Genomic DNA, 23,934 nt, shown 5'->3' on the forward strand with positions numbered 1-23,934 from the left:
TCGGGTTTCGGTGTGGTGGGTTCGGGTTCGTCGGGTTTCGGTGTGGTGGGTTCGGGTTCGTCGGGTTTCGGTGTGGTGGGTTCGGGTTCGTCGGGCTTGGGTGTGGTGGGTTCGGGCTCTTCGGGCTTGGGCGTGTTTGGGCGTGGCGGGTTGCCGTCGTCGGGTGTGCTGGGGCGGCGTGGTGGGTTGCCGTCGTCGGGTGTGCTGGGTCGGCGTGGTGGGTTGCCGTCGTCGGGTGTGCTGGGTCGGCGTGGTGGGTTGCCGTCGCCCGGTGCGGCGGGTGCGGGACCGTTACCGCCCGGGGGCGGGGTCGACGGGTCGGGTGTCGGTCGGGCTCCGGGGCGGTTCGTGTTCCCGGGCGCCGGGCGGGCCAGGGGACGGGGCGGCAACGGCTGTGCGAAGACTGTGGCGGAGCCGACGAAGCCGCCGACGAATCCGGTGATCAACGCGTTTTCGAGGTCTTCGCCCTTCGGTATGTGTCCGGTCAGCGGTATCTGCGCGACCAACCCTCCGGCCGCACCGGCGACTCCGCCGGCTCCGCCGATCAGCAAGCCGCTGGTGACGTGGGCGCCGTAACGCACCACGTTGGACTGCGACCGCTCGGCGATGCTGCCGATCACCCGGTTGACGCCGGGAGCGACGCGGGACGCGAAACGTGCTCCGAGGGCTCCGCCCGCACCGCCGATGACAGCGGCGTCGCCGACCTGGTCCCATTCGATCTTGTCGCGGTGGTGCAGGACGTTCTTCTGCCACCATTGAGCGCCGCCGTTGACCAGGGCGCCGGTGCCCGCGCCGAGTGCGGCGCCGATCGCGGTCGCCTTCGCCAGTGGGATACCGGCCCGCCGTATCGCGCACTCGGCGCCGACACTCTTGATGCTGAGCAGGCATCGCCGGCTGGCCGCCGCCCAGCTCGCCTCCGCGGCCGCCCGGTCCTCGGCGGCCTTGACGACGCCTGGCGCCATGAGCGCCGCGTCCAGCGCCAATTGCGCCAGCAGAGCGAATCCGGTGCCGATCACCAGCAGTTTGTTGAACTCGATGTCGTTGGCGCCCCTGTAGCACTGTTCGGCCATGGAGTCGGCATACGTGGCGTGATTGCGCAGATCGTCGCCGAGTTGCAGATTCCGTTGCGTCTTGACGTCGCTCGTCATGCCCGCGATCGCCGCCCGCTCCGACGCCGCGGCGACATCGTGCCGGTCGGCGAGCACTCGGCAGCTCTCGGCGGTATCCGACCATTGGTCACCGAGACGGCGCGCGGCGTCCTCGTCGCCGCAGGGGAAATGCCCCGCGACGCAGGTCACCAGCCAGTCCGGGAAAGCCTCCGGTATCTGCAGGGTCATAGCGAGACGTCCGGCGAAGGGGCCGCTTCCGCTGGGACATGTGCGACCGAAACGGACTCCGCCACGAAGGCGCGGCGTGCCGCCTCGATCATGTCGTGCGTGACGTTCGGATGGGCCAGCGCGATGGCGACCAGGGCCGCGTCCGTGTCGGGCCCCAACCCCACGTGCATCCGCAGCGGGCTGCCCGCGACCGCTGCGGCCAACTCGGTCTCGAACGTTTCGTGCTGCCGGTCGTCGGCGGTCCGGCCACCGCCTGCGTTCACGGCAGTGCCGTCCAGGTCTTCTTCGCCGTCTCGACCAGCAAGCGGTGCAGCACCTTCGCGGGCGGCCCCGCTTCGGGTCCGTTGATCTGGACCTCGGCGAACGCGTCGGCCAACGCCATGCCCGGATCGAAGCGGCCGTTGTGGAATCCGTAACGGCTCAGTTGGGCCCGCCATTGCTCGTAATCGGCGGGGGAGGCGGCGGGGGACTTGTCGCGTGCTTCCGTGCCGCGGGTTCGAGTGAACTCGGCGATCAGCGCGTCCTGGGCCAACTGTCTCGCCTGGAACCGGCCGGCGATGTCCAGCGCGTGCCCCAATTCCCGAATCATCGTCGAATACACCGGACGCCGGTCCGATCCGCGTGCGAGGTTCCCGGATTGTGTTGTGTTACGGACATATTCGGCGAACGCGGTCGGATTCCGCGCGACCACCGAGTCGAGCACGATCCTGCGGGTGTATGGCTCCGGGCCCGCCTGTCCCGCGACCCAGTCCCATTCCAGACGAGTGGCGGCCTCGCGCGATTCCGCTATAGCGATCTGGCGCAAGTCGAGGTAGGGATACTGGTTGAGCACGTCATCGAGCGCCGCCGCCAGTTCCCGGATCGCGTACCCGTCGATGCCGGGATCATCGAACCCGACGAGTTCCAGGTCGTGGCGCTCGGCCAGTTCCCGCGCGAGACGGACGTTCTCACTCACGACCATGCCGTCGGTGGCCCAGGGGTGACGCGCGCCGGACTTGGACTCGGCGCCGAATGCCTTGCCGGCCGCCTTCGCCGCGGGCTTGCCCGCCTGCTGATCGGGGAACTGGGGCGAGGGCATGCGCGGCGGCGAGACGTTCGGAGCCGACGCGGAGACCCTCGGTGGGGTGCTCGGCGGCGCCGATACCTGCGGGCCTGCGGCTTTGGCTGCCGGTGCGTTAGAGGAAGGCGCGGTCTCGGCCGAACTCTTCGACCACGGAGTGCGCGCCTGTTTGCGGTTGGTCGCCGGGTCGCCGGTGGCGGTTGCCTGCGGAGCGGTAGCCGCCGGAGTGGTGTTGCGCGTGGTCGCCGGTGCGGTGGCCGAGGGTGTCCGCTCGGAGGCCGGCGCGCTCTCGTCGCGCCCGGGCACGTAGGAGCCGAGCGGATTGCCCAGTCCGGGATTCCCCGCACCGGGGACGTTGCCGGACAGCGGGTTGGCCGAGACGCTCGGTTGATTCGATCGGGCCGACTGCGGGGCAGTGGAAGGCGATCGCGAGTTGCCGGGGTTGTTCGCGTTGTCCGCCACGGGGGACGTGGGGCTACGACCGGGGTCCCATGCCGTGTCCGGCCCGGTCGTCGACGACGCGGACGCGGGGTTGGCACGGTTGCCGGTGGGTGTGGCGCTCGTGGTGGTGGGATTCCGCGCACTCGGCGGAACCTGATAGGGCGACGTGCCGGGACCGGTGTTCGGGCTGTCCTGTGCCGACGGGTCGGCGTCCTTGATCCGCCGGACTCCTTCGGTATCTTGTTGCTCGAATTTGTCCACCAGGCCCGCGACGACAATCCCTTCTTCGCGCAGGCTCGCTACGGTCTTCGTCAGACCGGCGACGCCTTTCTCCGCGTCCGGAAGATAGGTGCGCTCGAACGCTTTGCCCGCCGGGTCGTCTCCCCACCAGCTGCCTTCCCGCTCGATCGCGGCCTTCAACTCGTTCAGGACGCGTTGGGCATCCGCACCGATGTCCTCGAATTCCGGAACCAGTGCCCGAAGCCGTTCCTGATCGAGCCGCAACGACTGCGCCACACCCGTCTCCTCACGCCTCCCTGCGGCCGATTCCCGTCCGGTTCGTCGGCCCGCTGTCTAGTTGTCGATGGACTCCGGTTTTTCCCGCCAGCTCGGTGCGCCCGGCACCATGTCGGGTAGGTCGGGCATGGCCTGGGCGGCGTCCTCGAGCCCGGCGATCAGCGCCTCCCGCTGCGACCGCGCCTGCTGTGCCGCCTCCTGCGCTGCTTCGGTGATCGACTGTCCCAGTCGTTCCGCCGTCCCTCGGGTCGCGGCCGCCGCCAAGCGCACGTCCGTGATCACCCCCGCGCTGTCCACCGTCACTTCCACCAGCTGATCAGCGGAGCCGGCTCGAACACGTAGCGTCTCCAGCTGCTGCCGCACCTCGGTGAGCTCGGCCTGCTGCCGCTCGTAGATGTCGAGGATGTAGTGGACCTGGCTGCGCAATCCACTGTTCGCCGATCGCAGGCCGTCCCGTTCCCATCGATCCACGGGCGGCTCCCTGCTGTGTGTCCTCATCGGTCGGCGCACACGCCGCCGTTGCGCGGAAACCGCTCGCTCGTCGACGGGCGCGTCGCGTCAGCCAATTATCGGAACAGCGCATGCGCCGAACCGACGCCGGGCTTCCCGGTGATGGGAATTCCGGCTTGATCATCGCCGGGGGCGTTCAGCTGAACGGGGAGCGCGGTCGTTGCTGGAGTTCACCGTCGAGGTAGATGTCGACCTTCTCGTTGTAGAAGCACACCAGCCCGGCGACCTTCTGGCTCTCCGGCAGCGGCGTGCGATAGCCCCACACGTAGTCGGGATATTCGTTGCCGCCGACGCGGACGGTCCAGTAGTCGGCGGTGCCCTTGTACGGGCAGCTGGTGTGGGTGGCCGACGGGTGCAGTAGATCCATCCTGACGTCGGTCATCGGCAGGTAATACCGCGCGGGCAAGCCGGTTTCGAAGAGGATGCGCGGGGCGCGTGAGTCGGCGACGGTGACGCCGTCGATCTCCACCCGCACATGCCGTGAACTGGCCAGGATGTCGACGCGGGAGTACGGGTTGCGCGGGTGGACGTAGATCGGTTCGTCCTCCTCGAACCACTCGTCCATCGCACCCCATTCCAGGCGCACCAGCTCGCGCAATTCGGTGATCGGCGACTCGTGATAACGCAGCGCCGCCCCGCCCGCGGTCGTGCCGTCGACCATGACGTCATAGACGGTCGCGTCGCCGCGGCTGGTGGAGTGCTGCGTCTGCCCGTTCGGTTCGAGTTTCGCGCGCAGATCCGTGACCGGCAGATAGTAGGTCGGGTAGTGCGGGTTCTCCCACACGAGCACCGGCCGAACGCTGTCGGCGACCAAGTGCCCGCCCAGATAGGCGCGCACACGCTTCTGGCTGGTCTCGACGCTGACGCGCCCCCGCTTCGCTTCGGTCATATTTCTCGACCGTACTCCTCGGCCGGTGCGCGCCAGGGCGGAAAACGACGAAGGCAGCCACGCGGGTGGCTGCCTTCGGTGCGCTCGGACGATCAGTCGTCGCCGACGGTGATGGCCTGTGCTTCCTCGACGCTGTGCGGAGCGGGATCGTGGTCGTCGAGGTGGGCCAAGGCGGCGCGCCCGGCCAGCAGGACGACGACCGCGGCGGCGGTGCACGCCGCGCCCACCCAGAACGGCAGCGAGATGCTGTTCTCGCCGAGCTTGCCCGCGAGATAGGGCGCCGCGGCGCCGCCCGCGAAACGGACGAAGCTGTATGCCGCCGACGCGGTGGACCGCTCCACCGGCGCCGAGATCATCACGGCCTCGGTGATCAGCGTGTTGTTCACGCCGAGGAACAGGCCCGCCAGCACGGTGCCGACGATCAGCACCGGCTTGTGCTCGGCGAACACGGCCATCATCGCCAGGTCGGCCGCGAACAGGCCGAGCGAGAGGCCCATCATCGGCAGCGAACCGAAGCGCCGCTGCAACCGGGGAGCCAGGAACACCGACGCGATCGCCAGCAGCACACCCCAGCCGCAGAAGATGAAGCCGATCGCATAGGTACCCATGTCCAGCGGGAAGGGGGTGTAGGCGAGCAGGGTGAAGAAGCCGAAGTTGTACAGCAGGGCGGTGAGGCTCACGATCAGAAGTCCGCGGTAGCGCAGGGCGCGGAACGGCGCGGTGATCGAGGTGTGGTGCGTCGGCTCTGGGCCTTCCGGCAGCAGGACGACGATGCTGATCAGGGCGACGGCCATCAACGCCGACACGCCGAAGAACGGCCCGCGCCAGCTGATTCCGCCGAGCACGCCGCCGACCAGCGGACCGGTCGCGATACCGATGCCGAGCGCCGCCTCGTACAGGATGATCGCGCGGGCCACACCGCCGCTGGCCGCGCCGACGATGGTGGCCAGGGCGGTGGCGATGAACAACGCGTTGCCCAGGCCCCAGCCCGCGCGGAACCCGACGATCTGCGCCACCGTGTTCGACATACCGGCCAGCGCCGCGAACACGATGATGATCGCCAATCCGGCCAGCAGCGTCTTCTTCGCGCCGAAGCGGCTGGACACCACACCGGTGATCAGCATGGCCACGCCCGTCACCAGCATGTAGCTGGTGAACAGCAGCGACACCTGCGAAGGTGACGCGTCCAGTTGCTCGCCGATCGGTTTGAGAATGGGATCGACCAGGCCGATGCCCATGAACGCGATCACGCTCGCGAACGCGACCGCCCAGACGGCTTTCGGTTGCTTGGTGTTGTCCGCGACCGGGGCGCGGGCAGGAGCCAAAGTGCTCATCAGTGTTCCCTCGAGATCGGATCGTGCTGTCGCGTAGCCGCTTTCAGGGCCTCCAGCAAGTCGTGCAGTTCGGTGTCCAGCCGGGCCAGGCGTCCGGCGTCGAAGCCGGGCAGATGCGCGCCGATCGCGGTGGCGAACGCGCGGCGGAACTCGGCCAGCCGGGTCCGCCCGGCCGGGGTGAGTTCGACGATCACGGCCCGGGAGTCCTCCGGGTCCTTGCGCCTGGTCGCGAAGCCTTCCGCGACCAGCTTGCCGATCAGCGCCGTTGCCGCCGGCTGTGAACATCGGTCGATCCTGGCGAATTCGCTGACGCGCAGCGCGCCGTGTTCGTCGAGCACCGCCAGCGCCCGCAACATGGCCCGCGGCAGGTCGTCGCCGCTGATCACCCCGGCCAGCCGAGTGAGCCTGCCCGCGGTGACGAGAAGGTCGACGACGATGTCATTCGCTACGGTCACCTGAGCTTGCTGCACAGGAATATTATTACATAGGCTAACTATCTATTTGTGGTGAAATCGGCCACACGGTGGGACGCCCGGCGGATCGGTGTTCTCTGCCGGGTCGCCCCGAGTCGCCGTTGCTGCTCAATCAGGCTGTCCCGCAAGAGGGCTCGTCGACTCCTCGTAGTGGATGTCGTATGCCGCCGCGATCGGGTTGATCTTCACCGGATCCAGCGCGCCGTCGGTCAGCACCGACGCTCCGGCTTCGAAGAGGTCTTCGAGGTAGCACTCCCAGCCGCCGGGTGAGGAGATCTGCAGTACCCGTGGCGGCGGCTGCGATCCGCAGCGCAGGGCGTGCGGAACGCCGTGCGGCAGCAGTACGAACATGCCCTCGGTCGCGGAGAACGTCCGGTCGTCGAACTCGACGTCGAGCGTGCCTTCCAGCACGTAGATGCATTCGTCCGCGACATGGTGCGTGTGTCGCGGGATATCTCGCGCCAACGTCACTTCCAGCAGGGAGAACCTGCCCTCGGTGTCGGCGGTGGTTGCCTTCACCGCGAACGCGGGCGGCAGCGGCACTCGGCCGGGCCGCGCGTCGCCGGGGGTCAGAAGACGGAAACGGTTGTGGGACATGAAGTGCTACCCTTCGAGACAATGAAACGGAACCGGAATCCGATTCCGTTTGAAGCGTAAACATGGAGGAATCGCCCGTGTCAAGGCCGCCATCGCCCCGCAGGCAGCGGGCCGACGCCACGCTCAACCGCGCCCGCATCGTGGCCGTGGCCCGCACGCTGTTCGCCGAGCAGGGCGGCGCCGTGCCACTGGCCGAGATCGCCCGCGCCGCCGGAGTGGGCGTCGGAACCGTCTACCGCCATTTCCCCACCCATGCCGACCTGATCGAGGCCGCGGCCGAGCAGCGCTTCGCCGAGATCGAGGAGTTCGCCCGCACCGAATGCCTGCGCGGCGAGCCGGGCGAGGGGCTCGCCCGCTACTTGCGCCGTGTCGGCGCGGTGCTGGCGGCCGACCGTGGCTTGTCGGCGGCGATCGAGGCGGCTCGGCAGTCGACGGGCAGCGAGCCGAGGGGTGAGGCCCGCGACAGGCTCGAGGACGTGATCGGCGAACTCGTCGAGCGGGACCGGGCCGCGGGAACGCTGCGTGCGGACTGCACGGTGGGTGATGTCTACATGATCGTCGGCGCGTTGTCCGCGACCATCAGCAGCGGCAGCGGTGATTGGCGCAGGCTCGTACGGATCGTGCTGGACGGCCTGCGCCCCGAAGCGGCCCGTGAACGCTCGGCGGAGTGATCAGCTGGGGGCTATGTTCGCGTTGCGGTGGAAGATGTTGCCCGGGTCGTAGTCGGCCTTGATGTGCGCCAGCTTCGCGTACTTGGTGCGGCCGTACGATTCGCGCACCCGGTCATGGTCCGGGTCGGACATGAAGTTGACGTACCCGCCCTGGTTGGAAGCCAGCGGGCGCAGCGCTGCCCATGTCGTGCGCACCCATTCCCGGTCCGAGGCGAGTGTTTCGGGGTCGGGGGTGATCGCGGTGATGTTGCACTCGTAATGCGGGTTGCGCGTGCCGCCGAATGCCGTGTCGTTCTCGCCGACGGTGCTGAACGCACCGGTGAGCGGGAAGATCGGCATGAACGACAGCGGCGCGGACTTCCCGGCGGCGTTCGCGGTGAGAACCGCGATGACGTCGTTGGAGAAATCGTCGAGGTCGAGAGCCTTCTCGTAGCCGTGCAGGCCCCACGGCGCCGCCGCGTCGAGCATCCGCTGCAACCCGGTGTACGGCATCGGGGTGCCGAACTCGAACAGGGGCGGCAGTGCGCCGCGGATCGGCGCCACCGCGGCGGCGTGCTCCTCGGCCGTGCCGAATCCGGCCACGATCAGGGCGTGGCCCGCGTGGCCGTGATACCGCTCCGGGACGAAAGGCGCGGGCGGCGCCGACATCGCCAGCGCGATCAACGCCCCGGACCGACGCGGCAGGGTGGGGATGAACTCACGGATCAGGCGCAGTGCGTCGGTGCCGTCCGCCATGTCCCAGAACAGCAGGCCGACGTGGACCTCCGGCCCGACGTGGTGCAGGCGGTATTCGAATTCGGTGACCACGCCGAAATTCCCGCCGCCCCCGCGCAAGGCCCAGAACAATTCCGCGTTCTCGGTCTCCGACGCCCGCACCACCCGGCCGTCGGCGAGGACCACCTGCGCCGAGACGAGGTTGTCGATGGCCAGCCCGGCCATGCGGGTCAGCCAGCCCATGCCGCCGCCGAGGGTGAGGCCGCCGACGCCGGTGTCGCTGATCACCCCGCCGGTGACCGCCAGCCCGTAGGCCTGGGTCGCCGCGTCCATGTCCGCCATCGTCGCTCCGCCGCCGACCCTGGCGCGCTCGGTCTCCGGATTCACCACGACGCTCTTCAAAGCGCTGAGGTTGATCATCAGGCCGCCGTCGCCGACCGCGGTTCCGCTGTAGGAATGGCCGCCGCCGCGAACGGAGATTTCCAGCCCGCGGTCCCGGCCGAAGGCCAGCGCCGCGGAGACGTCACCGGGCGACAGGCACTGGGCGATCACCGCAGGGCGCCGGTCGATGTCGCCGTTCCAGATGGCGCGGGCCCGGTCGTATCCGTGGTCGGCTGGGCCGTACACCGGCCCGCCGATGGCGGACCGCAATGCTTCGAGATCGGAATTCACTGTTCGCGTCATGGCATCCTCCCGGCTGGTGGGCCCCGACGACTTTTGGGACGAGTCGGCATCTCGACTCGCTACGGCACCGATTCCGACCTGCGGTGCCACTCGAAAACGCATCCCCCGGCATGCGCGTGTGGCGCTTGTCACATCTTAGTGCATCGAGTTCGCGCCGGACAGCCTATCGAGGCAGGGCGCACCGCCGCCACGGACGGTGCGCCGCTGCCCCGGCTCAGGCGGGCTGCGTCACCGGGCGGTGCGCGGCGCCGAACAGTTGCGCGTCCCCGTGGGCGCGCTTGAAGAACAGATGCGCGTCGTGCTCCCAGGTGATCGCGATGCCGCCGTGCAACTGGACGGTCTCGGCCGCGATGGCGGTGAGCGCCTCGGAGCAGTGCACGCGGGCGACCCAGACGTCCTCGGCGGCCGACGGGCTGTTCGCCGCCACCGCCGCGGTCGCGGCGACCGACGCCGACCGGGCCGATTCCAGCAGCACGTACATGTCGGCCATGCGGTGCTTGAGCGCCTGGAAACTGCCGATCACCCGCCCGAACTGCACGCGGGACTTGGCGTAGTCCACCGTCATCTCCAGGCAGCGGTCGGCGGCGCCGACCTGCTCGGCGGCCAGCGCCGCCCACGCGATCTCCCGCAGCCGGGCGATCGTCGCGGACTGATCACCGGAGCCGAGCCGTCGTGCGGGCGCGTCGGCGAAGCCGACTTCGGCCAGCTTGCGGGTGGGGTCCATGGTGGGCGCTGGCCGCCGGGTGACGCCAGGCGCGGTGGGCTCGACCTCGAACAGACCGGTCGGCGTGACGACGACGAAGGTGTCCGCCGACATCCCGTCCAGCACGTAGTGCGCGGTCCCGGTGAGGGCCCCGCCCGTCTCGTGCACGCCCGGCTCGTCCCAGCCGCGCTCGTCCGCCCAGCAGACCGCGATCGTGCGCGCGCCTTCGGCCACCTCGGGCAGCAGCCGCGCGCACGCTTCCCCGTCACCGGACAGCAGCACCGCCTGCCCGCCGAGGACCGCGGAACCGAGCATCGGCACCCCGGCGAGCGTGCGGCCCAATTCGCCCACCACCAGCAGGGATTCGACCAGGCTCGCGCCGAATCCGCCGTACTCCTCCGGAATCGCCAGCGCGGCGACGCCGATCTGCTCGCACAGCAGCCGCCACAGCGCCGGGTCGTAGCCGAGTTCGGTGTCCATCGCGGCGCGTACCGCGGCGGACCCGGCGTGCTTGGTCAGCAGCGCCCGCACCGAAGCGAGGAATTCCTGATGTTCGGCGGTGCTCATCGGTGTCCTTTCTTCGGGGGGCGCTGCCGCCTCCGGGCCTGACCGCTCATGCTGTGTTGGTTTGTCGCATGAGCGGGGCCCTGCGTGGTTACGCTGCGCTGCCGCCTCCGGGCCTGACCGCTCATGCGAGGCCTCGCGGGGCGGGTTCGGTGTCTTCCCGCAGCGCCCGGGCGATCCGGGCGCGATGCAGGTCCGGTGTGCCCCAGGCCGAACGCAGCGCGGTCACCTTGGTCAGCCACAGCGACAGGTCGTACTCGGCGGTGTAGCCGATCGCGCCGTGGACTTGGAGCGCGGTGCGGGCCGCGCGATAGGCGGCGTCGCCGCAGGCGATGACGGCGGCCGAGACGTCCCGTCCGCGGGTGGGTCCGGCCATGGTGAGCGCGGCGCGGTAGAGCAGGGGCTCGGCCAGGTCCAGCGCGATGAGCACGTCGGCCAGCTTCTGCTTCACGGCTTGGAACTCGCCGATCGGCTTACCGAATTGCTTGCGCTGCTTGGCGTATTCCGTGGACGAGTACAGCAGTGCCTTGCCCGCGCCGAGCAACTGGGCCGCGCATGCCAGCGCGCCGGTGTCGAAACCGGCGGCCACGGCCGCGCCGACCTGGTCACCCTCGACGACGGTCGCGGCCGCGGCGACCGTGAACAGGCGACGGGCGGGATCGACCGATCGCACCAGGCCGGTGCGGTGCCCGGTGGATACCAGGTCCGCACCGGCCACCAGCACCACATCGGCGGCGTCGGCGTCCAGCGCGACGCCGCTGTGGCCGGGTGACTCGAACGCGACGGTGCCCAGCGCCGTGCCCTCCACGAAGCCGGGTAGCAGCCGCGCGGCCGGGCCCTGGTCCGCAAGCGCCTGCAACAGCGCAGGAATCGCGGCGGCGGTCTCCACCAGCGGACCCGGCACGGCCGCCCGCCCGATCTCCTGGAACGCCACGACCAGATCGATCGGTTCGGCGCCGATGCCGCCGTGTTCCTCCGCGACGGCCAGACCCAGCACACCGGCTTCGGCCAGTTGCCGGATCAACGCCCGACCAGGCCCGCTGTCGCCGGACGCCCACGCGCGCACGGCGGAGGGCGCGCGGCCCGCCTCCAGCAGTTTGCGCAGGCTGGCGCCGAAATCGAGTTGTTCGGGGCTGAGCGCGAATCTCATCGGCCGCTTCCTCTCGGTAGTCCGAGCAGCCGCTCGGCGATGATGTTGCGCTGGATCTCGTTGGTGCCGGCGTAGATCGGCCCCGACAGCGCGAACAGGTAACCGTCGGTCCACGGCCCGGAACGTTCCGCCGCCGGACCGAGCACTTCGAGCGCGGTCTCGTGCATGGCGATGTCCAGCTCCGACCAGAACACCTTGGTGATCGAGGATTCCGCGCCCAGCTTGCCGCCTTCGTTGAGCCGGGTGACCGTGCCGAAGGTGTGCAGCCGGTAGGCCTCGCTGCCGATCCAGGCGTCTACCACCGCGTCGCGCTGCGCGGTGTTGTCCGGATCGCCGTCCTCGCGCCACAGCTCGATCAGCCGCCGCGCGGTGGCGCTGAATCGGCCAGGGCTGCGCAGGGAGAGGCCGCGTTCGTTGCTCGAGGTGCTCATCGCCACGCGCCAGCCCTCGCCGGGCGCGCCGATCACGTCGCGGTCGGGCACGAACACCTCGTCGAGGAAGATCTCCGCGAAGCCCGGCTCCCCGTCCAGCTGCGGGATCGGACGCACCGACACCCCGTCGGCGGTCAGTGGGAACATGACATAGGTGAGGCCCTTGTGCCGCTCGGCCTCGGGGTCGCTGCGGAACAACCCGAATGCCCAGTCGGCGAAGGCGGCGCGCGAACTCCACGTCTTCTGTCCGCTCAGCAGCCAGCCGCCGTTGGTGCGCTTGGCGGTCGAGCGGATACCGGCCAGGTCGCTGCCCGCTTCCGGTTCCGACCACGCCTGCGCCCAGATGTCGTCGCCGCGCGCCATCCGCGGCATGATCCGTTCCAGCTGTTCGGGGGTGCCGTGTTCGAAAAGCGTCGGCGCCAGCAGGAAGATGCCGTTCTGGCTGACCCGCCCCGGCGCGCCCGCCGCGTAGTACTCCTGCTCGAACAGCACCCATTCCAGCAGCGAGGCATTGCGGCCGCCGAACTCCTCCGGCCAGGCCACCACCGAGAGCCTGGCCTCGGCGAGGGTGCGCTCCCACGCGCGGTGCGCCTCGAAGCCCGCCTTGGTGTCCATGGACGGCAGCGGTTTCGCCGGTTTGTTCGCGGCCAGGAATTCGCGGACCTCCCGCTGGAATTGCTGGGCCGCCTGGTCGAGATCCAGATCCACTAGGTCGTTCCGTTCTGTTCTGCGGTGCTCGCCGATGCCTTCATCGACTTGGCGTTCATGCCGCCGAGGGAGTCGGCGCCGACTTCGGCGTTGTGCGCGTGGGCGAAGTGGTGCAGGCCGAAGACCGAGTCCATGCCCGACCGCATGCCCATCAGGTCCTCGGCCTGATTGACCGCCTTCTTCGTCAGCGCGAGGCCGAATTGCGGCATGGCGGCGATCTTCTCGGCCAGCGCCAGCGTCTCGGTCTCCAGGTCGGCGCGCGGCACCACCCGGTTGACCATGCCCCATTCCTTGGCCTGCGCGGCGCCGAACCGATCGCCGGTGAACAGGAACTCCTTGGCCGCGCGCGGACCCATCACCCATGGGTGCGCGAAGTACTCGACGCCGGGAATGCCCATGCGCACCACGGGATCGGAGAAGAACGCGTCGTCGGAGGCGATGATCAGATCGCACACCCAGGCCAGCATGAGCCCGCCCGCGATGCAGGCGCCCTGCACCATGGCGATGGTCGGCTTGGGAATCTCCCGCCAGCGCCTGCACATCCCGAGGTAGACCTCGAGCTCGCGGGCGAAGCGCTGATCGCCGCCGGCCCGGTCCACGTGGTCCCACCACAGCGCGGCCTTGTTCTGGTACCGCACGTGGTGGTCGCGGCCGGGCGTGCCGATGTCGTGGCCCGCGCTGAAGTGTTTGCCGTTGCCGGCGAGCACGATCACGCCGACCTCCGGGTCCTCCACGGCGCGCTCGAACGCGGCGTCGAGGGCGTAGGTCATCACCGAGTTCTGCGCGTTGCGGTAGTCCGGCCGGTTCAGCGTGACGATCGCGACGCGCCCGCGCCGCTCGTAGGTGACGACCTCACCCTCGTCCGGGATCGCCGGACCCTGGTCCGGGGTTGCCGGTTCCGACATTACGACTTCTCCTCACGTAGTTGACGCTTGAGCACTTTCCCGGCGGCGCTGTAGGGCAGCTGGTCGCGGAATTCGACGAACCGCGGCACCTTGAAATTGGCCAGCACGGCGGTGGCGTGGGCGAGCACCTGGTTCTCGGTGAGGCCGGAGCCGGGCTTGCGCACCACGTACGCCTTGCCCACCTCGCCCATCCTGGTGTCGGGCACGCCGATGACCGCCGACTCGGCCACGCCGTCCAGCCGGGCCAGCGCCTGTTCGACCTCGGCGGGGTAGACGTTGAAGCCGCCGGAGATGTACATGTCCTTGAGCCGGTCGGTGATCTTCAGGTACCCGCGGTCGTCGATCGTGCCGATGTCGCCGGTGTGCAGCCAGCCGTCGGCGTCGATCGTCTCCGCGGTGCTGTCCGGGTCGTCGAGGTAGCCGAGCATCACGTTCGGCCCCCGCAGCAGGACCTCGCCCGCTTCGCCGAGGCGCAGCTCGAAATCCGCGATCGGCCTGCCGCAGGTGTTCGCGATGGTCTCGGCGTCGTCGTCGGCGCGGCACATGGTGCCGAAACCCGCGCTCTCGGACAGGCCGTATGCGGTGATGACGACGTCGAAGGCCAGTTCCGAGCGCATCCGCTCGATCAGCACCACCGGCACGGTCGCCGCTCCGGTGACGGCCACCCGCAGCGAGCTCAGATCGAATTCGGCGCGGCGCGGGAAATCCAGGATCGTCTGATAGATCGTCGGCGGACCGGGCAGCACGGTGACCCGCTCCGCGCCGATCAACCGCATAGTCTCCGGCACGTCGAAAACGGCCTGCGGGATGATCGTGGCCCCCGTGACCAGGCAGGCGAGGATGCCCGCTTTGTAGCCGAAGTTGTGGAAGAACGGGTTCACCACCAGATACCGGTCGTCGCCGCGCAAGGTGGCGCACTCGGCCCAGGCCCGGACCACCGACAGCGCCTGCCGGTGCGCGACCAGCGTGCCCTTGCTGCGGCCGGTGGTGCCGGAGGTGAACAGGATGTCGGAGATGTCGTCGGGGCCGACCGACTCGGCGCGTTCCTCGGCGTCGGCCACGGTGACCGGCGCGGCGACGGTCGCGAGTTCCGACCAGTCCAGCGCGGCGATGTCGGTGTTCTGGGTGCCTTCCACCGGGATCACCACCACCGTGTCGATGGCCAGATCGGGCGCGGATGTGCGCAGTTCGGCCAGCCGGTCGCGGCCGAGGAAGGGCCCCGCGATGAACAGGGCCTTCGCGTTCACCCGGCCGAGCACGTCGGCCGCCTCGTCGGCCACATAGCGGGTGTTCAGCGGCACCAGCGCCGCGCCCGCGTAGTGCGCGGCCAGCGCGGCGATCACCCAGTGGTGGGTATTGGGCGCCCACATGGCCACGCGGTCGCCCGTGCGCACCCCGCGTGCGATGAGCGCCCGCGCCACTTCCTGGACCGCGCCGAGCAACTGGGTCCAGTTCAGCCGCACCGGGCCGTCGGCGATCGCTGGGGCTTCGCCGAAGGTCCGAGCGGCGTGGCGCAGTGCCATCGGTGTGGTCTGAGCAGGGGTTGTCACGGTTGTCCTTACCGTCCGCGAGCGAGTTATGCGTGCACTCTACAAAGCAAGTGCTTGGTAGGTTATCCTACCGGCGTGGGTGCGATCCAGACCTCAGAATCCGACACCGCCGCTCCGGACGGGCGGTTTTCCGCCGCGCAGGACGAGCGATTCGCCGCCGAAGTGCGCGAGTGGCTGGAGGAGAACCTCAGCGGTGAATTCCGCTCGTTGCGCGGCCTCGGCGGCCCAGGCCGCGAACACGAGGCGTTCGACGAACGCCTGGCCTGGGACCGCCACTTGGCCGCAGCCGGGTGGACCTGTCTCGGCTGGCCGAAGGAGTACGGCGGCCGCGAGGCCACGGTGCGCCAGCAGGTGATCTTCCACGAGGAATACGCCAAGGCGAACGCGCCGGCGCGGGTCTCGCACGTCGGCGAGGAACTGCTCGGCCCGACCCTGCTCGCGTTCGGCACCCAGGCGCAGAAGGACCGGTTCCTGCCCGGCATCCGCAATGTCAGCGAACTGTGGTGCCAGGGCTATTCGGAACCCGGCGCGGGCTCCGACCTGGCCGCCATCACCACCGCGGCGCACCTGGACGGCGACGAGTGGTCGATCAACGGGCAGAAGATCTGGACCTCGCTGGCCCACGTGGCGGACTGGTGCTTCGTCGTCGCCCGCACCGAGCGCGGCTCCACCAGGCACAAGGGCCTGTCCTACCTGCTGGTCCCGATGAAGCAGCCGGGCATCGACGTGCGCCCGATCATCCAGCTGACCGGCACCTCGGAATTCAACGAAGTCTTCTTCGACGACGCCCGCACCGCGGCCGACCTGGTGGTCGGCGAGCCGGGCGACGGCTGGCGGATCGCCATGGGCACGCTCACCTTCGAGCGCGGCATCTCCACCCTGGGCCAGCAGATCCGTTTCGCGCGGGAACTGGCCGACATCGAGGCCTTGGCCCGCCGCACCGGCGCGGCCGGCGACCCGCTGATCGCCGACCGGATCGACCGGGCCTGGGTCGGACTGCGGGTGCTGCGCGCGCACGCCATGCGCACGATGGAGGGCGCGGACGTGGACGACGGCGCGGGCCAGGCCTCGGTGGCGAAACTGCTGTGGGCCAACTGGCATCGCGGCCTGGGGGAGCTGGCGATGGCCGTGCTCGGCGCTCGCGGCCTGGTGGCGGGCGAGGACGATCTCAACGAATGGCAGCGGCTGTATCTGTTCACCCGCGCCGACACCATCTACGGAGGTTCGAACGAAGTGCAGCGCAACATCATCGCCGAGCGGGTGCTCGGCCTGCCGCGCGAGGCCCGCCCGTGACGGGGCCGCTGTCGGTCGCCCCCGCGCCCGTCGCCGGGCACGGCCTGCTGACCGGGCGTTCGGCCGTGATCACCGCGGCGGCCGGTACGGGCATCGGCTCGGCCACCGCGCGCAGGCTGCTGGCCGAGGGCGCGGACGTGGTGGTCTCCGACTGGCACGAGCGGCGGCTGGCGGAGACCGCGACCGAGCTGGCCGCGGAGTTCCCGGACCGGCGGGTCGCATCGATCCCGTGCGACGTGCAGAGCACCGAACAGGTGAACGCGCTGGTCCGCGGCGCCGCAGAGGCCATCGGCCGGATCGACATCATGGTCAACAACGCCGGTCTGGGCGGGGAGACGCCCGTGGTCGACATGACCGACGAGCAGTGGGACCGCGTCCTCGACATCACCCTCAACGGCACCTTCCGCTGCACCAGGGCCGCTCTCGGTTATTTCCGCGACGCGGGCCACGGCGGGGTGATCGTGAACAACGCCAGCGTGCTCGGCTGGCGTGCGCAATACGGCCAGGCGCACTACGCGGCGGCGAAGGCGGGCGTCATGGCGCTGACCAGGTGCAGCGCGATCGAGGCCGCCGAACTCGGCGTCCGGATCAACGCGGTGGCCCCGAGCATCGCCAGGCACGCGTTCCTGGACAAGGTCAGCTCCACCGAACTGCTCGACCGGCTCTCCGAGCGCGAGGCGTTCGGCCGCGCGGCCGAACCGTGGGAGGTCGCCGCGACGATCGCCATGCTGGCCAGCGACTACACCACCTACCTCACCGGCGAGGTGGTCTCGATCAGCAGCCAACGCGCCTGAGCGGGAAGCATTCCGGGCTCGTCCGCTCCGCGCGGGCGGACGAGCAACCCTGGCGACCACCGAGCAGCCGCTCGCGCGCCACGCCCGGCGCGATCTTCCGCGCCCTATTGCGATCGCCTTCTCGCATCGCGCCCGCCGGGTGAAATGGGCGGCTGATCAGGTCGAAAAGGCCGAGCCGAGGCACACCGCGGTGTGCCATGCTGGATGAGATCGGATCAGCGCTCTTCAAGGGGGCGATGGCTATGGGCCTGGATCGCCCACCTGCCCGCGAACAACTGGAACTCGATGTGGTGCGCGAAGTCGTACTGGCCAGGCGACGGCTCGACAGCCTCGTCCTCTCCGCGCTCACCCTCGGCGCCGAACTCATCGAGCACACCTCCGAAAGCGCGGTCGCCACGGCCGCCACACGGATTCTCCAGCAGCACGCCGTCGACGAGGGCGAAGTCGCCCGTGATCCGCGCGGCGCGCTGCGGGCCGATCTGGCGCGCGATCGCGAGCGCGCCCGGCGCATCGGCCTCAGCGCCGACGGCACGGAGAGCGAACAGGAGCAGCGCAGGCAGCGTCAGACGGCGCTGCTGTGCGAGGTGCGCGCCGATCTGCTCGCCGTGGTCGCGAAATGCCGGAAATTCCGCTTCGATCAGGTGACCTTCGCCGACGAGATCGCGCAGGGCCTGTGCGCGGCCACCGACAAACTGGTGATCGGGGCTGATATGGACACCTACCACGCCTGGCAGCGCGGCATGGTGCTCAAGCTGAGCGAGGAGCCGGTGCGCGGCGGTCCGCCACGGGTGATGGCCACGGTGGACGCCGGTCCCGGCCGCGGGCAGCTCACCGTCGAGTGGGACAGTTGCGAACGTCGTCTCGCGCTTGTCGCCAGGATGGCGCGGGCGGGCGTGTCGCCGGTGATCATCTGCGATCGCCTGCTCGCCGATCTCTCGGTCTCCTCGCCGCTGCGCTACTCGGCGCGTTGAGCGGGGGCCCTCGACCAAGCAAATGCTTGGTTGTATGATGGCCGTGTGCCCGCACCAGACGCCTCGAAATCAGCACGGCGCAGCGAGTTGCTCGCCTTGGCGGCCGAATTGTTCGCCGAGCGGGGATTGCGCGCCACCACAGTGCGCGACATCGCCGACGCGGCCGGGATCCTCTCCGGGAGCCTCTATCACCACTTCGATTCCAAGGAGTCGATGGTGGACGAGATCCTGCGCGGGTTCCTCGACGAGCTGTTCGGCCGCTATCGGGAGATCGTGGCCTCCGGACTGAGTTCGCGAGATACCTTGGAAGCCTTGGTGCTCGCGTCCTACGAGTCGTTCGACCGCTGGCACGCCGCGGTGGCGATCTACCAGGCCGAGGCGAAGCGACTGCGCGACTCGGAGCGGTTCACCTACATCGCCGCGTACAACCGCGAATTCCGCGAGCTGTGGCACCGGGTGCTGACCAACGGCGTCCAGGACGGCAGCTTCCGGCCGGAGCTGGATGTCGAACTGGCCTACCGGTTCCTGCGTGACACGGTGTGGGTCGCGGTGCGGTGGTACCGCCCCGGCGGCCCGGTCACCGTCGAGAACCTCGCGAAGCAGTACCTGACCATCGTGCTCGACGGGCTCACCGCCGGCGCGCGCACCACGTAGGAGTCCTTACATGTCAGCACCTTCCGCGTCCCGTCGTCCGTATGCCCCGCTGCGGGACGCCTACGTGATCGACGCGGTACGCACCCCGGTCGGCAAGCGCGGCGGCGCGCTGGCGGGCGTGCACCCGGCCGATCTGGGTGCGGCCGCGCTGCGCGGCCTGCTGGACCGCAACCCGATCGACCCGGGAAATGTCGACGACGTCATCGTCGGCTGCGTCGACAACGTCGGCCCGCAGGCGGGCAATATCGGCCGCACCATGTGGCTGGCCGCGGGCTATCCCGAAGAGGTGCCCGGCGTCACCGTGGACCGGCAGTGCGGATCCAGTCAGCAGGCCATCAATTTCGGCGCCCAAGCCATCATGAGCGGCACCGCCGAGCTGATCGTCGCCAGCGGCGTGCAGAACATGAGCGCGATCCCGATCTCCGCGGCCATGTTCGCGGGCAAGGAGTACGGCTTCGACTCGCCGTTCGTCGGATCGCAGGGCTGGGACCACCGCTACGGCACCGGCGAGGTGACGCAGTTCCGCGCTGCGCAGCTGATCGCCGAGAAGTGGGACATCAGCCGCGAGGACATGGAGCGCTGGGCGCTGCGCAGCCACGAGCGCGCCCGCGACGCGATCAAGAACGGCCGCTTCGACAAGGAGATCGTGCCGGTCGGCGATTTCTGGATCGACCAGGGCCCGCGCGAGACCAGCCTGGAGAAGATGGCTTCGCTGCCCGCGCTGGCCGAGGGCAGCCCGCTGACCGCCGCGGTGGCCAGCCAGATCTCCGACGGCGCCAGCGCCACCCTGCTCGCTTCCGATTGGGCGGTGCAGGAGTACGGCCTGACCCCGCGAGCGCGCATCCACCACGTGAGCGCGCGGGGCGCGGACCCGATCTACATGCTCACCGCGCCGATCCCGGCGACGAAATGGGCGCTGGAGAAGGCCGGTCTCACCATCGACGACATCGACGTTGTCGAGATCAACGAGGCGTTCGCGCCGGTGGTGCTGGCCTGGCTGAAGGAGACCGGAGCCGACCCGGAGAAGGTCAACGTCAACGGCGGCGCCATCGCGCTGGGCCACCCGCTCGGCGCGACCGGAGCGAAGCTCTTCGCGACGCTGCTCAACGAGCTCGAGCGGATCGAGGGCCGCTACGGCCTGCTCACCATCTGTGAGGGCGGCGGCACCGCCAACGTGACCATCATCGAGCGCCTGCCGCGCTGACCGGCGTGGACGAACGGCACGCCGGCGAGTCCGGCGTGCCGTTCGCGCGTCGTCGGGTCAGTCGTATCTGAACCTGCGACCCGAGTGGCACATGGCTGCGGCGAACCGCGAGTAGGCCCTCCGTCATGTGCCACTCGACGAGGCGTCAGGCGGTGCCTGACCCTCGGCTGGTGGGTGATCCAGTTAGTCGACGGTGTAGGTGCCGATGAGCTGGCCGTCTCCCATGCTCGCGTCGACGATCGCGGACCTCGCGTCGCTGGCTGATGTTCGCGCGTCCACTTTCACGGGATGTGAGAGCGCGTAGATGATGAATCGGTAATGGTGGACGCCGGTGCCCGCGGGTGGGCACGGTCTGAAGTATTCGGCGCGCTCAGCGCTGTTCAGGCTGACCACCCCGCCCGCGGGTGTCTCGCCCTCCGCGGTGGACGTGGTCCTCGGCGGAATATTGCTGACCACCCAATGGGTGAACAGGCCGCTCGGGCGTCCGGGTCGTCCACGATCAACGCCGACGTGGCGGCTTCCGGGGGAGTCGTCCAGTTCAGCGGCGGCGGTTCGTTCCTGCCTTTGCAGGTGTAGACCACCGGGATCGGGTCGCCATGGTCGAAAGCGCTACTGCGCACGGAGATCTCGTTCGTCGCGGGCATCGCGGCCTCCGCTCGAGTCGAGGGATGGTGATCGAGTCCGACGGTTCGCCTGTCGCAGGACGGGCTGGCGCAATATGGCGATCGACAGGCGAACCCCGTTATGTCGTTGTCAGTCCAGCGTAAGACGACATTGCGGGACCATCCAGGCAATGAGCAAATCTGCCGTTATCGCTGCCGCTAGGCTACAGCCGTCGCGAAATCGGCTATTTCACGGCCCGCGCGGCGGGATATGCGGGCCGTCGTCCCGACGCGGCGGTCATTTCGATTCGAACGGATAGGGCGGCCCAGGCTGAACCGGCGGCCGCCATCCCTCAGTTCGACCCCGTCCCCGCGGACTGCTCGTGCTCGGAAAGCGCCGCGATCGTCTCGATCCGCTCCACCGCGTCGGTGACGATCCGATCGATCAACTCCTTGCACGTGGGCAGATCATCGATGATCCCCGTGACCTGTCCCGCCGCGAGAACGCCCGCCTCGGTATTGCCCTCGACCAATCCGGCGCGCAGGAGCATCGGCGTGTTCGCCGCCATGACGACCTGGGACCAGGTGAGGTCCTTGGTCTTTCGCATGGCCAGGCCGTCGCGGATCATGGTGGACCACTTCATGCCGGTCATGCTCTTGAACCGGGCCGCGTTGCCCACCGCTGCGGTGAGGCCGCGCCAGCGGCCCGAATGTTCCAGCCGCTGCACCAGTTCGGTGTTCAGCACGCGGTGCGGCATGCCGTCGACCTTGAGCGACACCACCGTGTCCTGGAGCTGTCGGCGCAGGTACTCCTGCTTGACCGCGTCGGGGACGGTGCTCTCCCGAGTGAGCAGGAACCGGGTGCCCATCGCGACGCCGGCCGCGCCGTAGGCCAGCGCTGCGGCCAGGCCACGCCCGTCGAAGAACCCGCCGGCCGCGACCACGGGAATGTCCACCGCGTCCAGCACCGAGGGCAGCAGCAGGGTGGTGGCGACCGGGCCGGTGTGCCCGCCGCCCTCGCCGCCCTGCACGATCACCGCGTCCGCGCCCCACGAGGCGACTTTGACCGCGTGCTTGGCCGCGCCGATCGACGGGATGACCACCACGCCCGCATCTTTCAGCTTCGCGATCAAGTCCTGCTTGGGGGCGAGCGCGAACGACGCGACCGCCACCTTCTCCCGGATCAGCAGATCGATCCGCTCCGGCGCGTCCGCCGCGTCGGCTCGGATGTTCACGCCGAACGGTTTCGCGGTGTGCGCCTTGGTCTTCGCGATGGCCGCCTCGAGTTCGGCGAAGGTCATGGTGGCCGAGGCGAGGATGCCGAGTCCACCCGCTTCGGCGGTGGCCGACACCAGGCTCGGGCCCGCGACCCAGCCCATGCCGGTCTGCACGATCGGGTGTTCGATGCCGACCAGATCGGTCAGCGGGGTACGCAAGCGCGGGCTCATGACGGGACCTCGGTTTCGCGAATCTTCCTGGGGTCGAGCACTTCCCGGATCAACCGCAGCTCCTCGGCCGTCGGCTGCCGGGTCTCGGCCGCTTCGGCGAGCCCGGCGATCTCGAAGGAGGTGTTCTCCGCGACTTCCTCGGCGGTGACGCCGGGATGCAGGCTGCGGACGCGCATGGTGTGATCGGGGCCTTCGAAATCGAAAACGCCCAGATTGGTCACCACGCGGTGCAGGTGGTGGAAGCGGTATGCCGGGTTGGCCGCGTCGACCTTGTCGTATCCCACCCCGGAGACGATGTCCACCTGGTCGGTGAACACCCGCTTGGTGTGCCGGGCGACCCAGTAGCTGGTGGCGTGGTTGATCGTGTTGCCCGGCGCGCCGCGCACACCGAACATCTGGCGGGTCGGCTGCCGCAACGAGCCGAAGGCCGAGAGGTTCTGGTTGCCGAACCGGTCGATCTGGTTGGCGCCCATCACCACGTGCCTGCGTCCGGAGGCCACCACGTCGAAGACCTTCCGGAACGGAATCCAGCCTTCGATCGGCGCTTTCCCGCCCAGCGGGGGAGTCTCGGCGAACAGCAGCGCCTCGCCGTCGGACAGCAGCAGATCCGGTTCGGTGGTGAGTTTGGCCAACCGCGCGCCGATGATGGACATCGGCGACATGGGGCTGGCCATGATCTCGCCCGCGCCACTGAAGATCTCCGCGCAGGCGACGGCGCAGATCTCGGCGCGGGTGACGGTTTCGGTGCTGGTCATCACGCCTCCTCGGCGAATCGGCGGACGGCGGCCTGGTACTGCTCCTCCGAGCCGGCCAGATAGGTGTCGGCGAACCGCTGCCACGCCTCCGGCGTTTTCGCGGACTCGACGTAGTGCTTCTGGAACTTCTCGTCCCGGCCGTAGTCGTCGGCGGCCAGGGTGAAGTGCGCGCCGCCGGGGGCCTCGACCACGCCGTCCACCATCATGCGGTTGAGCAGCAGCGCCTGCAACGGAACGGTTTTCACCAGTTCGTCGGTCTCCACCACGCGCTCGACCGAGACGTAGCGGCGCTGCGCCGCCAGGCAGAACAGATCGTCGAAATAGGGATCGACGCCGGTGTAGGCGGCGTTGCCGTGCGCGTCGCCGAGGTTCAGGTGCACCAGCGCCGCGTCCAGATTCAGCGCGGGCATGGCGATCAGGGTCTCCGGCGTGCCGTCCACGGGATAGGGCGATTCGACCGTCTTCAGCTCGCCCTCCCAGAAGTTCGGGACGTCGGAGCCGAGCCCGGCGCGGATCGGCAGGAACGGCAGTCGCGCCGCGGCCGCCTCCAGCCCGCACTTGAGCATGCCCTCGTCCATCTCGCGGGCGACCAGCGCGCCGGAGGTGCGGGCCTTGGCGAACCACGGGTCGTAGAACGGCGGCGAATCCAGCGACACGAAGCCGTAGTACGCCTTGCGCACCCTCCCCGCCGAGCACAGCAGCCCGAGGTCGGGGCCGCCGTAGCTCACCACGGTCAGGTCGGTGATGTCCGAACGCAGGATGGCCCGCACCAGCGCCATCGGCTTGCGCCGCGACCCCCAGCCGCCGATGCCGATGGTCATCCCGCTGCGCAGCTCGCCGACGACCTCGTCGAGCGACATCCGCTTGTCTCGCATGGGTGGTTCCCTAAGTTTGTAGGTGTCTGGGGTTGGTGCCCTGGATGCCCAGAGCGGTGGGGTGTAGCTGATGGGTGTTTGTCTCTTGCGAGGCTGGAAAG

Annotated in this window: 23 protein-coding genes and 1 pseudogene; 6 read left to right on the forward strand and 18 right to left on the reverse strand. The window is 69.4% G+C overall.

The window, feature by feature from the left end; genetic code table 11:
* The 8 genes from ACWDMM_RS28950 to ACWDMM_RS28985 form a co-directional block, all read right to left on the reverse strand.
* Window positions 1-1,337: WXG100-like domain-containing protein (locus ACWDMM_RS28950; RefSeq protein ID WP_449940457.1), on the reverse strand; the 1,337-nt coding region annotated here is incomplete at its 3' end.
* Window positions 1,334-1,600, reverse strand: coding sequence for a thioredoxin domain-containing protein (locus tag ACWDMM_RS28955; protein ID WP_195078081.1), 267 nt, complete (start codon window positions 1,598-1,600; stop codon window positions 1,334-1,336). The genes ACWDMM_RS28950 and ACWDMM_RS28955, both read right to left, overlap by 4 nt.
* Entirely contained in the window at window positions 1,597-3,354 is a 1,758-nt protein-coding gene (locus tag ACWDMM_RS28960) for a hypothetical protein (RefSeq protein WP_449940460.1), read from the reverse strand. Before ACWDMM_RS28960 ends, ACWDMM_RS28955 begins: the two co-directional genes overlap by 4 nt.
* 57 nt (window positions 3,355-3,411) lie before the next feature.
* On the reverse strand, window positions 3,412-3,825 hold the full coding sequence (locus tag ACWDMM_RS28965; protein ID WP_195078083.1) for a YbaB/EbfC family nucleoid-associated protein: 414 nt from the start codon (window positions 3,823-3,825) through the stop codon (window positions 3,412-3,414).
* A gap of 175 nt (window positions 3,826-4,000) precedes the next feature.
* Complete coding sequence (locus tag ACWDMM_RS28970) at window positions 4,001-4,753, reverse strand: DUF427 domain-containing protein (protein WP_195078084.1); 753 nt, start codon at window positions 4,751-4,753, stop codon at window positions 4,001-4,003.
* Window positions 4,754-4,845: 92 nt separating this feature from the next.
* Complete coding sequence (locus ACWDMM_RS28975; RefSeq protein ID WP_195078085.1) at window positions 4,846-6,087, reverse strand: MFS transporter; 1,242 nt, start codon at window positions 6,085-6,087, stop codon at window positions 4,846-4,848.
* Window positions 6,087-6,542 (reverse strand): MarR family winged helix-turn-helix transcriptional regulator, encoded by a 456-nt coding sequence (locus ACWDMM_RS28980; protein WP_449940463.1) that lies wholly within the window; start codon window positions 6,540-6,542, stop codon window positions 6,087-6,089. The genes ACWDMM_RS28975 and ACWDMM_RS28980 overlap by 1 nt, the downstream gene beginning before the upstream one ends.
* A gap of 126 nt (window positions 6,543-6,668) precedes the next feature.
* A complete protein-coding gene (locus tag ACWDMM_RS28985; protein WP_357111191.1) occupies window positions 6,669-7,157 on the reverse strand; it encodes a cupin domain-containing protein in 489 nt (162 codons plus the stop codon).
* Window positions 7,158-7,234: 77 nt separating this feature from the next.
* On the opposite strand from ACWDMM_RS28985, the gene ACWDMM_RS28990 reads away from it, so the two are divergent.
* Window positions 7,235-7,828 (forward strand): TetR/AcrR family transcriptional regulator, encoded by a 594-nt coding sequence (locus ACWDMM_RS28990; RefSeq protein ID WP_357206647.1) that lies wholly within the window; start codon window positions 7,235-7,237, stop codon window positions 7,826-7,828.
* On the opposite strand, the gene ACWDMM_RS28995 is transcribed toward ACWDMM_RS28990, so the two are convergent.
* From ACWDMM_RS28995 to ACWDMM_RS29020, 6 genes are all read right to left on the reverse strand, one after another.
* Window positions 7,829-9,226, reverse strand: coding sequence for an FAD-binding oxidoreductase (locus tag ACWDMM_RS28995; protein WP_195078089.1), 1,398 nt, complete (start codon window positions 9,224-9,226; stop codon window positions 7,829-7,831).
* A gap of 214 nt (window positions 9,227-9,440) precedes the next feature.
* Complete coding sequence (locus ACWDMM_RS29000; RefSeq protein WP_195078090.1) at window positions 9,441-10,496, reverse strand: acyl-CoA dehydrogenase family protein; 1,056 nt, start codon at window positions 10,494-10,496, stop codon at window positions 9,441-9,443.
* A 121-nt stretch (window positions 10,497-10,617) separates the two neighbouring features.
* Complete coding sequence (locus tag ACWDMM_RS29005; protein WP_449940466.1) at window positions 10,618-11,643, reverse strand: acyl-CoA dehydrogenase family protein; 1,026 nt, start codon at window positions 11,641-11,643, stop codon at window positions 10,618-10,620.
* Window positions 11,640-12,782, reverse strand: a complete 1,143-nt coding sequence (locus tag ACWDMM_RS29010) for an acyl-CoA dehydrogenase family protein (protein WP_357111201.1) — start codon at window positions 12,780-12,782, stop codon at window positions 11,640-11,642. The genes ACWDMM_RS29005 and ACWDMM_RS29010 overlap by 4 nt, the downstream gene beginning before the upstream one ends.
* Window positions 12,782-13,687 carry an enoyl-CoA hydratase gene (locus tag ACWDMM_RS29015; protein WP_357111204.1) on the reverse strand — a complete coding sequence of 302 codons (906 nt, stop codon included), beginning with the start codon at window positions 13,685-13,687 and terminating at the stop codon, window positions 12,782-12,784. Before ACWDMM_RS29015 ends, ACWDMM_RS29010 begins: the two co-directional genes overlap by 1 nt.
* A complete protein-coding gene (locus ACWDMM_RS29020; protein WP_357206639.1) occupies window positions 13,687-15,237 on the reverse strand; it encodes a FadD3 family acyl-CoA ligase in 1,551 nt (516 codons plus the stop codon). The genes ACWDMM_RS29015 and ACWDMM_RS29020 overlap by 1 nt, the downstream gene beginning before the upstream one ends.
* 75 nt (window positions 15,238-15,312) lie before the next feature.
* Between ACWDMM_RS29020 and ACWDMM_RS29025 the strand changes: the two genes are divergently transcribed.
* From ACWDMM_RS29025 to ACWDMM_RS29045, 5 genes are all read left to right on the forward strand, one after another.
* The gene (locus ACWDMM_RS29025; protein ID WP_195078094.1) at window positions 15,313-16,530 is read left to right on the forward strand and encodes an acyl-CoA dehydrogenase family protein; all 1,218 of its coding nucleotides are present in this window, start codon (window positions 15,313-15,315) and stop codon (window positions 16,528-16,530) included.
* On the forward strand, window positions 16,527-17,324 hold the full coding sequence (locus tag ACWDMM_RS29030; RefSeq protein WP_067794941.1) for an SDR family oxidoreductase: 798 nt from the start codon (window positions 16,527-16,529) through the stop codon (window positions 17,322-17,324). Before ACWDMM_RS29025 ends, ACWDMM_RS29030 begins: the two co-directional genes overlap by 4 nt.
* 197 nt (window positions 17,325-17,521) lie before the next feature.
* Window positions 17,522-18,295 (forward strand): hypothetical protein, encoded by a 774-nt coding sequence (locus ACWDMM_RS29035; RefSeq protein WP_323124114.1) that lies wholly within the window; start codon window positions 17,522-17,524, stop codon window positions 18,293-18,295.
* Window positions 18,296-18,340: 45 nt separating this feature from the next.
* Complete coding sequence (locus ACWDMM_RS29040; RefSeq protein WP_039794829.1) at window positions 18,341-18,949, forward strand: TetR/AcrR family transcriptional regulator; 609 nt, start codon at window positions 18,341-18,343, stop codon at window positions 18,947-18,949.
* Between the two features lie 10 nt (window positions 18,950-18,959).
* Window positions 18,960-20,153 carry an acetyl-CoA C-acetyltransferase gene (locus tag ACWDMM_RS29045; protein ID WP_449940472.1) on the forward strand — a complete coding sequence of 398 codons (1,194 nt, stop codon included), beginning with the start codon at window positions 18,960-18,962 and terminating at the stop codon, window positions 20,151-20,153.
* A gap of 183 nt (window positions 20,154-20,336) precedes the next feature.
* Here the strand turns inward: ACWDMM_RS29045 and ACWDMM_RS29050 are convergent.
* From ACWDMM_RS29050 to ACWDMM_RS29065, 4 genes and pseudogenes are all read right to left on the reverse strand, one after another.
* Window positions 20,337-20,797 (reverse strand): annotated as a pseudogene (locus ACWDMM_RS29050) (YbhB/YbcL family Raf kinase inhibitor-like protein).
* Between the two features lie 311 nt (window positions 20,798-21,108).
* A complete protein-coding gene (locus ACWDMM_RS29055) occupies window positions 21,109-22,203 on the reverse strand; it encodes an NAD(P)H-dependent flavin oxidoreductase (protein WP_195078097.1) in 1,095 nt (364 codons plus the stop codon).
* Window positions 22,200-22,958, reverse strand: a complete 759-nt coding sequence (locus ACWDMM_RS29060; RefSeq protein WP_195078098.1) for a CoA-transferase subunit beta — start codon at window positions 22,956-22,958, stop codon at window positions 22,200-22,202. The genes ACWDMM_RS29055 and ACWDMM_RS29060 overlap by 4 nt, the downstream gene beginning before the upstream one ends.
* The gene (locus tag ACWDMM_RS29065) at window positions 22,958-23,833 is read right to left on the reverse strand and encodes a CoA transferase subunit A (protein WP_357111219.1); all 876 of its coding nucleotides are present in this window, start codon (window positions 23,831-23,833) and stop codon (window positions 22,958-22,960) included. Before ACWDMM_RS29065 ends, ACWDMM_RS29060 begins: the two co-directional genes overlap by 1 nt.
* Between the last annotated feature and the right edge of the window lie 101 nt (window positions 23,834-23,934).

The organism is Nocardia sp. NPDC003726 (genome assembly GCF_053586955.1).